Here is a 10,858-nt window from a genome sequence, read left to right as displayed (position 1 = left end):
GGATCAAGGCACGGGGTGTGCGCGGCGGGCGCCGAGGGCGGGGTCAGGTGCGACCGGGGACCGGTGGCGGGCCGAGGTGCCGGCGGGCTGTGCGACGGCGGTTGGCGCGAGGGCGGTCGGCGGTCGGGAGAGGTGCGGTTTGTGGGGAGGTTGTGCGGTGACGGGGTGGACAAGGCCGGGTGGGGCACTGACGGGTCCACCCGGCCGGTGGCGGCGGGAAGCCGGCCACGAGGGATGGGTCAGTGGACGAGGGGGGACCTCGTGCGGCGGTTGGCGAGGGTGGTGACGCCGGCGCCGGCCAGGCCGACCTGGAGGGCCAGCTCGATCCAGTCGATGCCCGCGGTGTCGGCGACGCCGAGGACGGTGGCCGCCGCGGTGCCCAGCAGAGCCGCCGCGATGCCGACGAGGATCGTCGTGAGCAGCGAGACGTGTTGCCTGCCGGGGACCACCAGGCGGCCGAGGCCGCCGATGAAGGCGCCGATGAGCAGGGCGCTGATCAGGCCGGTGATTTCCACGGTTACCCCCTGAAGACTCTGGTGCGTACTGCTCCAGGGTCCGCCGCCGCGGGGGTCCGCCGAATCAGGTCTTCCCCTGAGGCTGCCCTGACATTCCCCCTAGCAGTGCGGCGGCGGTGGAGGAGAGCTCGCGGCCGGGCACGTCCGGGTCGCAGCCCACGCGGGCCAGGCGGGCCCGGATGGCGGTCGAGGAGCGCTGCATCTCCTCGCCCAGTGCGCGGATGAGGACGGTGGCGTCGTCGGTGGACGGGGCCAGCCAGGCTGCGCGGAGGTCGGAGTCGAGGGAGTCGGTCCAGGGCTGGTTGGCGTTCGCATGGCGGGCGGGGCGGCCGCGCAGGCGCGTGTGGGCGCCCAGGACGCGGGAGAGCAGCTTGCCGACGGCTGCCCCGCCCTCGGAGGGCAGCCTGAGGCGGCCGTCGGCCACCACCTCCCCCGAGGGGGCGGACCCCAGCAGGTCCAGGACCACGGACTCGTCCGCGTCCGTCGTGGCGCTCAGCCGGTACAGGACCTCGCCGAGCTTCGTCTCGTTCTGGTAGGTGCTTGGCATGGGGTTGACGTTAGGGAGGGGGTCTGACGGTTTTCGGCCCCGGTTGCCCCGGGACGGCCCCGGGAAGGGGGAGTTCACTCGAACGGGTACGGGGTCAGCCCCGTGGCACGGCCTTCCGGCCCGTTCCCAGGTCCGCGGCGTCCGCCGCCGCCCGCCCCGCGCCCCACCCGGCGGCCGACCGCACCGTCACGCGCGAGGTCCGCGTCCGCGTGAACATCTCGTCGAACAACGTGTCCACGGCCTTCCTGCGGTTCGCCAGCACCGGCAGCAGCCGCTCGTCCGGCACCGGCTCGTCGGCGGTGTGCAGCCGCTCCGCGATCCGGGACGCGTAGGCGATCAGGAACGACTTGCGGAACGGCCGCGACCGCGCCTCGCTGCCCTTGGTCTCCTTCCCGCCGGCGGCCACCATCGCGCGCGTTGCCTGCACCAGCAACGACGTGGACAGCAGCTCCACGATCTCCAGGTCCACCTCGTCGCCCACGAGCGCGACGAACCCGAACCCGTCGTAGGCCACCGCACGTGCCCGCGATGCCTCCGCCACCACGTGCACGAGCTGCGACTTCTCCTTGAAGTACGCCTTGTCGAGCCACATCCGCCGCGACGTCGCGAGCTGCGGCAGGTCCGCGTCCAGCACCGCCCGTTCGAGCGCGTGCCGGTTCATCAGGTCCTGCGCCTTGGCCGACAGCGCCTCCGCCTCCTCCGGGAACGACGTCGACTCGGCCTTCGCCAGCAGCCCGCGCACCCGGTTGAGCACCTTCGGATCCACACCCGCGCGCACGAGACCGCTCAGCGCGTCACCGGGCAGCGGCAGGATCCGCGGCAGGGTCGGCAGCCGGTTCAGGAACGCGAGCAGCTCCGCGGCCGTGCGGGACGCGTAGGACGCCGTCTCGATGTGCCGTGCCGCCCACGCCTCCAGCAGCGGTCCCTCCCACCAGACCGCGGCGCCGATCTCGTCCAGCTGCCGTTGCCAGCGCGGGTGCACCGTGCTCGGGGCATGGGGCGAACAGGACGAAGCGATCACGTCCACCACGAGCGAGGTGGCCGACTCGTCGAGCGAACGCGACACGATCTCGCGAACGTCGTAGGGCAACCATCCCCGCTCCCACAGCGCGTCGACCGCTTTCACCAGTTCCACGCAGGGCAGTATGAGACGTCCGCCATGTGCACAGGCCGGGGCCCGCCTGGTAGACACGGGATGTGATCGAGCTCCAGTTCCGCGGCCGGACCGTCGTCCGCGACCACGCGCTGGTGATGGCGATCATCAACCGCACCCCGGACTCGTTCTACGACAGGGGCGCCACCTACGCCGAGGACGTCGCCATGGAGGCCGTCCACCGCGTGGTCGGCGAGGGCGCGGACATCGTCGACATCGGCGGGGTGAAGGCCGGTCCGGGCGACCTCGTCGACCCCGAAGAAGAAGTGCGCCGCGTCGTGCCGTTCATCGCCCGTGTGCGCGACGCGTACCCGGACCTCATCATCAGCAGCGACACGTGGCGCGCCGACGTCGGCCGGCTGGCCTGCGAGGCCGGTGCGGACCTGCTCAACGACACGTGGGCGGGCGCGGACCCGAGGCTGGCCGAGGTCGCGGCCGAGTACGGCGCCGGGTACGTCTGTTCGCACACCGGGGGCGTGAAGCCGCGGACGCGTCCGCATAGGGTGAGCTACCCGGACCTCGTGGCGGACGTCGTCGCGGAGACGACGGCGCACGCGGAGAAGGTGGTCGCCCTGGGCGTGCCGCGCAAGAGCGTGCTCATCGACCCCACGCACGACTTCGGCAAGAACACCTGGCACAGCCTCGCGCTGGTGCGGCACACGGACGAGCTGGTCGCCACCGGGTGGCCGGTGCTGATGGCGTTGTCCAACAAGGATTTCGTCGGGGAGACCCTCGGCGTTGAACTGCACGAGCGCGTCGAGGGCACCCTCGTCGCGACTGCGATCGCGGCGGTGGCGGGCGCCGCGGTGTTCCGCGCGCACGAAGTGGCGCGCACCAGACGAGTACTCGAGGCCGTCGCCCGGCTGCAGCAGGAGGTATGAGGTGGACGACGTCTTCGCCCGGTTCTCGGACGACCGGTGGGACGACTTCCTCGACGAGCTCGACAAGATCCGCGTCACGGCGGTGGACCCCGCGGAACGGCAGCAGGTCAAGGCCACCGCGCGCCGTGACGCACGGGAGGCGGCCGGTCAGCCGTTGCTCGTGCGGATGGCCATCGCGGACCACTACCTGAACCTGCTCGCCGTCGGCGTGTGGGCGGGCGACGAGAGCTGGCGCGCGGAGCTGCGTGACCTGGTCGTTTCTCTCGTGCCCGAGGACGACGAGACGCGCGACGACGGCCTGTTGAGCTCCGTCATCGCCGTGGTGCTCGCACAGCTGCTGCAGGACGCCCGTCTGCGCGGTGGTTCCGAGGCGGACGTCATCGCGCGCACGGCGTGGGAGAAGGCGCAGGAGTGGGCCGCCTACGCGGAGGACCGCCACGTCGAACGGCTGCTGCACCACTCGACGGAGGCCGGCGCACGCGTCGTGACCGCCACCGAGGTGCAGGAGGTCGTGGAACTGGCCACGGCCGCCGCCGACGACCAGCACGCGGAGACCATCGCGGCGCTGGAGGCCGAAGGGCTGTCCGCGGAGCTGATGAACGGCGTCTGGGTCGTGGACGGCGACTTCCGCAACCCGGTCCGCGCCGCCGCCCGCGCCATCACCCTCACGGGCTACGGGTGCGTGCTCGCGCGGAACATCCGCCAGTCGGCCGTGATGCTGTGGCACGAGAACACGCTCGCCATGGCGGACTCCAAGGTCCCGCGCTGGCGGGTCTACCCGATCCTCGCGCCGGTCACCCCGCAGTCGAAGTTCTCCGGCGGCGAGGGCCTGCCCTTCACCCGTGACACCCACCCGCTGGCACCCGCTCCAGAAGTCGTGCGCCGGTTGGCCGACGCCGTTGGTGTCAACCTGTCCCATCTGCTGGCTGCATTGCGGTGAAAGGGTGATCTTTGGCTTTCCGCAACCTTCAGTGGTTAATCTTGGTGCCATGCCCAGATTTGCCGAGTTCGATGTGGAAGGCCTGCGGAAATCCAGCGCCGTCGCGGACTTTCCCTGGTCAGAGACGTGGGTCACGCTGATCCGCGTCGACGCCAAGGGAGTTGTCCGGCAAGCCAGCTCGTTGTCGGAGAAAGTTTCTCTGCTGACCGTTGCGTCGGACAAGGACCTCGTCATCGCCTCCTGTCCGGAGATTTACGCGGTCGACGACCTGTCGGCCGCCCGAGCAGCCGTCAGGGCTTCGGTCGCACGCGAGATGTCGCCAAGCCTCGGATGAAGCACCACCCGCCACTCGGGCTCAGCGGCGAGCACGAGTTCCGGGAACCGCCGCAACACCACCTGGAAGCGCTCTCACCCCCAGGTCACGACTCGTCCGGTTGCAGGCTGTGGCCGTCCCACGTGAACCGCACCGTCGTCACCGCGTCGTCGCCGTCGGTGCCCGTGGTCAGCTGGTGGATCGCGATGCCGCTGAGCTCCTGGTAGTCGCACCACTCGTGGTCCGAGGTGAGGACCAGGTCGAGGTCGAACGCGACGAGCAGCTCCAGGAGTTGGCCCCGGTTCGTGGCGTCGACGCCGACGAAGACCTCGTCGAGCAGGATCAGGCGGGGTGCGGTCGGGGTGGCCTGGTAGTGGGCGGCAGCCGCGGCGAACAGCGGGAGGTGCAGGACGATGGCCTTCTCGCCGCCGGACAGGGCGCCGTGGACGCGTTTGGTGACGGGGATCCAGCCGTCGCCGCGGTCGACCTTCACCACGAACTGGTGCCAGGTCGTGTAGTCGAGGACCTGGGCGAGCTGTTGTTCCCAGCCTGTCGCGGTGCCGTGGGCGCGTGCCTCTTCCACGCGCTCGCGGAAGAACTGGTGCAGGGTCGCGCGTTCGTCGTCCCTGAGGCCGGAGGGGTCGCGGAGCAGGAGGTCGCGGGCCTCGTAGGTGCCGAGGGGGAGTTGCGGGTCCACCTGCCAGACGAGCTGCACGCGGATGTTCGACGCGGTCTGCACGCGCTCCAGGCGCTGGTTCATCGTGTCGACGAGGTCGATGGTGGAGCTGATGCGCTGGGCGAGGTGACGGCGGGTGTCGCCGGTGAGGAGCTGGTCGAAGAGGGCGTGCTCGCTGTCGGCGATGTGCGCGAGCATGCGGTCGCGGTCGGAGCGCAGGGTGGCCAGCAGGCCGGAGGCGCCGGTGCTCACGCCGTTCACGGTGGCGGTGAGCAGGGTGACGTCGTCGTCGGGTTCGAGGGAGAGGTCGACGCGGCCGGCGAGCTGGTGGCGTGCGTCGTGCACGGTGTTGTTGAGCTGGGCCTCGGCGTCGCGGATCAGGCGTTGTTCGAACGGGACGTCCGCCAGCTCCTCGACGAGCCCCGCGGCGTCCGATGTGGACACGAGGGCGTCGGCGGGCAGCCGGCTGCCGATCAGGTGGCCGAACCGGGTCCTCGCGGCGTCACGGGCCGTGGTGGCCGCGAAGGCGCGGGCGGTGTCGGCCTTGCGGCGTTCCTCCCACGTGCCGAGGACGCGCGCGAGCGAGGTCTGCTTGTGCCGCAACGCCTCCTGCGAGTCGAGCAGTGAACGGGCCTGCGCGCGCAACGTGACGAGCTGCTGGTCCAGCTCCTGGTACTCGGCGCCGGAGGAGCGTTCGACGGTCTCCAGGACGATCGCGAGCCCCTCGGCCTCCTGCTGCTGCGTCGCGGCGGAGTCGGAGGCCTCCTCCGCGAAGCTCGGCGCTGGTGGCCGCGCGGGCCACGGCGTCGGCGGCCAGTGCTTCGGCGGCGGCCGCGTCGAGGCGGTCGTCCAGCCAGCGCTGGCCCGTGGTGCGGAACGTCGCGACCGCGGCCAGGACCGCGTCGAGCCCCTGCTCGGTCGTGGGCAGGTCGGTCGCCAGCGCGGTCACGGCGCGCAGGGCCTCGGTGACGGCGAGGTCGGCCTCCGCGCACCGGGTGGTCGCGGCGGCGACGGCGTCTTTCCGTGCGGCACAACGGAGCTGGGCGCGCGTGCGCTGCTCCTCGGCGAGCTCCAGGGGGTCGTGGCTGGGCTGGCGGGCGATCTCACCGGCCAGGGTCGCGCGGCGCACGGACAGCAGCGACAGGGCCGCGTCGAGGCCGGAGAGGTCGGTGGCGAGCTCCTCGATCGACGCGGTGAGCTCGGCGATGCGCCGGGAACGGCCCCGCTCCCGTGCCGCGGCACCGATGTAGGTGGGCTCCGGCTTGGTCCAGCGGCCGTGCGCCGCCGCGAGCCGCCACGAACCGTCGGCGCCGATGGCCGCCGTGTGACCGGTCGCGGTCTCACCGAACGCGATGCCTTCGAGCAGCTGTCGGGCGCGGTTGTCCTCGCTGGTCAGCACGTCGAGCAGAGTGCGGCCGGGTGCGGGCGCGGCCAGCAGGGGCTCGGCGAAGCGGTCCTCGTCGCTCAGGCCGTACGAGTTGACCGGCGTGAGCCACGCGTCGAGCAGGCCGGACGCCTCCAGTGCCGCCTCGACGGACCCGCGCACCGGGGTGGGCACGTCCGGGTGGAACTCGACGAGACGCCACAGCGGGGTGCCCGCGGCCGTCATCCGATGGTCGAGGTCGCGGGTGTAAGGCGCCGGAGGTGGCACGTCGACCTGGTTGGCCAGCTTCTCGCGGATGGCGTTGTACTGCGAGAGCTGCCGGTTCAGCGCGTTGCGGCTCTCGTGCAACGTCGCCTCGGCGCGTGCGAACTCCTCACGGGCCAGCGCGGCGGCCTCCACGACGGCGGAGGGCACGATCTCGGTGGGGTCGGCCAGCGTCAGCTCGGAGCAGCCGCGGGCCCACGTCGCGAACTCCTCCGCGAAGCGCGCAAACGCTTGCTCGTGCGCTTTCTGCGCCTGGACCTCCGCCTGCTCGGCCTGCGCCAGCTCGTCGCGGGTCTCCTCCAGCCGCTGCTGCGCCGCCTTCTGCACGTGCAGGGCCACCTCGTGCGCGAGGAGCACCCGCCGCACGTCGGCGACCTGCGCGGTCCTGGCGTCGACGGCCGCGTCGAGCAGTTGGCGTTGCACGCGCACGTCGGTGCCGCGGTCGAGCTCGCCGAACACCGACGGCATGCCCGCGCGTTCGGCGGCGTGCTCGGCCTCGGTGGCGGACTTGCGCAGGTGCTCGGCCCGGTCGGCGGCCGTGGACCTGGCCGCGGCCGCCCGTTCTGCGTCCTCGGTGGCACGGGCGCGCAGCTTCTCGGCGTGCGCGGCGGCAGCGGCGGCCCACGCGCTCGCGGTGTCGAGCTGGCGGCGCAGCCGGTCGACCTGCTTGCCCTTCCGGTAGGCGGGCAGTTCGGTGATGCCGGTGATCTCGGCCTCGACCCCACTCGCCTCCGCGATCAGGGCGGTGAGCTGCTCCGCGTTCTGCTCCACGTAGGAGACCTGCTGGTGGTAGCGCTGCTCGCTCTCCTCGGCGGCACGGGTGCGTTCGGCCAGCTCCGCCTCGGCGGACGTCAGCGCCGTGGCCGCCGCACGCAGCACGCGCTGGGCATAGGTGCGTTGACGTGCGGCGAGCACGTCGGCCGTGGCGATCTCCTCGTTGAGCCGCCGCAGCTCCTCGCGTTGCCCGTCGAGCAGCTCGAAGCCCTCGGCGATCTCCCCGAGCTCAGTGGTGTCCAGCGGCGGAAGTGCCCTGGACAGCAACGTCGACAGCACGCTCGGGTCGAGCCGCTCGGACAGCTTCGGCGTGCGCAGCTGCAGCAGGGCCGTGATCAACGAGTCGTAGCGCTGCTCGCTCACGCCGGGGAACAACGTCGTGCGGACCGTGTCGCGGTACTCGGCCGGAGACGGGTGCACGGCGCCGTGCTCACCGATCGCGGTCACGAGGTCGGAGCTGGTCAGCGGCCGTCCGGCCTCGTTGACCAGCGCCAGGTCGCCGACGCGCTGGTCGGTGGTGAAGTAGTGCGTGGTGACGTTGTTGGTGTTCGTGGTCGCCTGCAATCGCGCGCCACAGGTGAACCAGCGCTCGCCCTGCTGGAACTCCAGCCACACATAGCCCACGCGAGTGCTGCCGTGCACACCCTCGCCCATGAGGTTCCAGTGCATGGTGCGGTCCGCGCTGCCGAACGTCGACAGGCGGTGCGGGCGCAGGTTCGCGTCGAACAGGTACGGCAGCAGCAGTTCGAGCGCCTTCGACTTGCCGGTGCCGTTCGGGCCCCTGAGCAGCAGCCGGCCCTCGTGGAAGGTGAAGATCTCGTCGTAGTAGCGCCAGACGTTGATGATGCCGGCGCGGCTGGGTTGCCACCGGTCAGTCATGCAGCTCCTCGACCGCGTACCTGGCTGCCGCGGGCAGCCTGCTCACGTTGCCGTCCTCGACGCGGGCCAGCCCGAACGCCCGCAGCAGCGCGAGCCCGTCCTGCGCGAGCCGGGCGGCGCCGCCGTCCGAACGGTAGGCCTTGGCCCAGTTGGGGAACCGGGTCAGCAGCTCGTCGGTCTCCGCGACCAGGTCGTCCTCGGTCGCGTCGCCCCGCGCGAGCCGGTCGAGCAGGACCAGCGCGGCGACCTTGGCGTGGTCGTCGTCATCGGGGAACCGCGTGTCCGTCGCGATCGCGTCGGCGTCGACGACCAGGAAGCCCTCCGCGCGCTCCTCCAGCGTGCACCCGGCGATGCCGACCGCGGTGTGCACGAGCTTGCGCCCGCTCGGCGAGGCCAGGAACGCACGCTGGTCCTCGGTGAGCTCGTCGCGGTACACCACCGGATCGTCGACCAGCCGCCGCAGCACCGAGTGCCGGGTCCAGGTCGTGCGCTGGACCGCCGAGCTGTCCTCGTAGCGGTTCTCCCGGGTCAGGCCCTCGATGTCATCCACTGTGGACGGTGCGACGGGCGCGGCGAGCAGCCGGGTGACGAGCGCGGCGTCCACCCGGTACAGCACCTTCGCGCCGGGCTGGTCGAGGAAGCTCTCCGCCTTGCCGTCGACAGGCCGTGCGGCACCGTGCTGTTCGAGGAACAGCAGCACGTCCACGAACGCCGACCGCTCGTCCCGGCGGGACGGTTCGAACACCGGCAACCCCTCCAGCGCGGTCGTCTGCCGCACGCGGTCGGCGAGCAGGCCGATCGTCGTCGCCGGACCGGACAGCAACTCCGCGCACACCACGCACAGCAGCGTGTAGCGGCGGCGGTCGAACGGCGCCCGTCCCGACCGCGCACGCCGCGCCGGCCGGGTCGGGTCGGGCCGCTGCGTGGTCTTGGTCAGCCGGGCGTACCCGGCGCGCGGCTCGACGTGCAGCCGCCAGCCGCAGTAGTAGTCGAACCACTTCGTGATCGGCTCACGGCGGCGGCGCACCAGGTCGAACCCGTCCGGTTCGAGCGCGGCGGTCAGCAACGGGCTCGCGAGCAGCATCCTGATGCCACGCGCCACCTCCTCGCTCTCCAACCGCGCGAGCTGGTTCCCGGTCCGGCTCATCGGCGCTGCACTTCGATCACGTAGTCCGGGCCGCTCAACGTACCCCTCTGCGTGGTGATCTTCGCCCACCCGCGGGCGTTGCGCAGCCTGATGTGCACCCGGCCGTCACTGGTGGAGGCCGCGCGGGTGCCCGTGCTGTCCGGCATCGCCCCGAGCGCCCTGCCGACCAGGTCGAGCAGCCGGTCGAACGTGTCGTGGTCGAGCTCCTGCAGGCTGGAGATCCGGATCGGCCCGTCGGTCTGCAGCTGCTGCCAGGCGAGCTCCAGCTGCTGCCGCTCCCGCTGCGCCTGCTCCTTGCGCGCCCGGCGGATCTGCTCGACGTCGCGGACCTTGCCGGTCGCGCCGATGTGCTCCTGCCTGCCGGACTTGCGCAGCTGCGGCGACACCGGCACTGCGGGCGTGTTGTGCCACGGCTCCGCGCTCGGGATCAGCTCGCCGTCCGCGTGCTGCAGGTGCGCGTGCCTGGCCGGCCACAACCCGAACGCCGCGTTGAACAGCGCGTGCGCCTCGTCGTCGTCGCTCGTGCGCGCGAACCAGCTCGCGAGCGCCCGGAAGTCGGCGGCGGTGTTGGTGGGTTTGCGGCGCTGCTCGCCGATCCGGTCGAGCTTGCCGAGGAAGTCGACGATGGCGGCGCGGACGACGTCCTCGAGCCGGTCGAGCCGCCGCGACCAGGCGGTGAGCTCCTCGACGCGTTCGTGCAGGTCATCACGGGTGAGCCCGGCGAGCGCGCGGCGGATGCGGTCCTTGCGCGCGTCCAGGTCCTCGACGAACCCCTGCAGGTGGCCGACGGTGTCGGCGGTGGGCACGTGCTCCCCGCGCTGCAGCTCGCCGACGAAGAGCACGATGTCCGTGCGGAACGCGTCCAGGTGCGCTTCGAGCTCCCGGAGCGTCGCCTTCGTGCGCGTCTCGGCGGCGGCCAGCGCTTCGAGGCGGTCGGCGATGGCGTCGAGGTGGGTGGCGTCGAGCGCGCCACGGCTCGTGATCGTCCTCAGCGCTTCCCTGGTGGCGGCGACGGCGGCCTCGCCGTGGCGGGTCAGGACGTGGACGACGTTGTAGCGCTCGTACTCGGCCGCGGTCGTGAAGTGCGCGGCGTGCCGCTGGACCGTCTCCGTGAGACCCCACCGCCCGAGGTTCCCGAGAGCGGTCTTCAGCTCCTCGTCGCCGACCGGGCGGTGCGTCCTGCGCAGCTCCTCGTGGAGGTCGTCGGTGGTGAGAGCGGTCTCAAGGCGCTCGGCCGCCTCGCCGAACACGTGGAGGACCGCGGTGTGCAGCTCCGCGTTCGGCGCCGTGGTGAAGCGGAACAGGTCCGCGGGCACCGTCGGAAACGTCGTCACCTGCACCACCGTAGCGGGTGCGCCTACTTCTTCCGGGTGACATCGTGGGCC

At 72.0% G+C, this 10,858-nt stretch carries 10 protein-coding genes; 3 read left to right on the top strand and 7 right to left on the bottom strand.

Annotated elements, in window-relative coordinates; translation table 11 throughout:
• Nucleotides 1-239 precede the first annotated feature (239 nt).
• From ACVDFE_RS40135 to ACVDFE_RS40125, 3 genes are all read right to left on the bottom strand, one after another.
• Nucleotides 240-515: a GlsB/YeaQ/YmgE family stress response membrane protein gene (locus tag ACVDFE_RS40135; RefSeq protein WP_360400637.1), complete on the bottom strand. Its 276-nt coding sequence runs from the start codon at nucleotides 513-515 to the stop codon at nucleotides 240-242.
• 64 nt (nucleotides 516-579) lie between these two features.
• Nucleotides 580-1,062 (bottom strand): hypothetical protein, encoded by a 483-nt coding sequence (locus ACVDFE_RS40130; protein WP_360400640.1) that lies wholly within the window; start codon nucleotides 1,060-1,062, stop codon nucleotides 580-582.
• A gap of 94 nt (nucleotides 1,063-1,156) precedes the next feature.
• A complete protein-coding gene (locus tag ACVDFE_RS40125; protein WP_458434080.1) occupies nucleotides 1,157-2,197 on the bottom strand; it encodes a DUF2786 domain-containing protein in 1,041 nt (346 codons plus the stop codon).
• A 62-nt stretch (nucleotides 2,198-2,259) separates the two neighbouring features.
• On the opposite strand from ACVDFE_RS40125, the gene folP reads away from it, so the two are divergent.
• Genes folP through ACVDFE_RS40110 form a run of 3 tightly spaced genes read left to right on the top strand, consistent with a single transcriptional unit; the run spans nucleotide 2,260 to nucleotide 4,370 of the window.
• Nucleotides 2,260-3,096, top strand: a complete 837-nt coding sequence (folP, locus tag ACVDFE_RS40120; protein WP_360400646.1) for a dihydropteroate synthase — start codon at nucleotides 2,260-2,262, stop codon at nucleotides 3,094-3,096.
• A 1-nt stretch (nucleotide 3,097) separates the two neighbouring features.
• Entirely contained in the window at nucleotides 3,098-4,036 is a 939-nt protein-coding gene (locus tag ACVDFE_RS40115) for a hypothetical protein (protein ID WP_360400649.1), read from the top strand.
• A gap of 49 nt (nucleotides 4,037-4,085) precedes the next feature.
• On the top strand, nucleotides 4,086-4,370 hold the full coding sequence (locus tag ACVDFE_RS40110; protein ID WP_360400652.1) for a hypothetical protein: 285 nt from the start codon (nucleotides 4,086-4,088) through the stop codon (nucleotides 4,368-4,370).
• 85 nt (nucleotides 4,371-4,455) lie between these two features.
• Here the strand turns inward: ACVDFE_RS40110 and ACVDFE_RS40105 are convergent, their stop codons facing one another.
• The 4 genes from ACVDFE_RS40105 to ACVDFE_RS40090 are packed head-to-tail and all read right to left on the bottom strand — an operon-like array spanning nucleotide 4,456 to nucleotide 10,807.
• Nucleotides 4,456-5,628, bottom strand: coding sequence for an SbcC/MukB-like Walker B domain-containing protein (locus tag ACVDFE_RS40105; protein ID WP_458434079.1), 1,173 nt, complete (start codon nucleotides 5,626-5,628; stop codon nucleotides 4,456-4,458).
• Nucleotides 5,528-8,326, bottom strand: coding sequence for a TIGR02680 family protein (locus ACVDFE_RS40100; RefSeq protein WP_458434078.1), 2,799 nt, complete (start codon nucleotides 8,324-8,326; stop codon nucleotides 5,528-5,530). The genes ACVDFE_RS40105 and ACVDFE_RS40100 overlap by 101 nt, the downstream gene beginning before the upstream one ends.
• Complete coding sequence (locus ACVDFE_RS40095; RefSeq protein ID WP_458434076.1) at nucleotides 8,319-9,473, bottom strand: TIGR02678 family protein; 1,155 nt, start codon at nucleotides 9,471-9,473, stop codon at nucleotides 8,319-8,321. The genes ACVDFE_RS40100 and ACVDFE_RS40095 overlap by 8 nt, the downstream gene beginning before the upstream one ends.
• Entirely contained in the window at nucleotides 9,470-10,807 is a 1,338-nt protein-coding gene (locus ACVDFE_RS40090) for a TIGR02677 family protein (RefSeq protein ID WP_458434075.1), read from the bottom strand. The genes ACVDFE_RS40095 and ACVDFE_RS40090 overlap by 4 nt, the downstream gene beginning before the upstream one ends.
• Between the last annotated feature and the right edge of the window lie 51 nt (nucleotides 10,808-10,858).

It is taken from the genome of Lentzea chajnantorensis (assembly GCF_054300775.1).
Note: the sequence above shows the minus strand (reverse complement) of the source record. Positions and strands in the feature narration are given on the sequence as shown.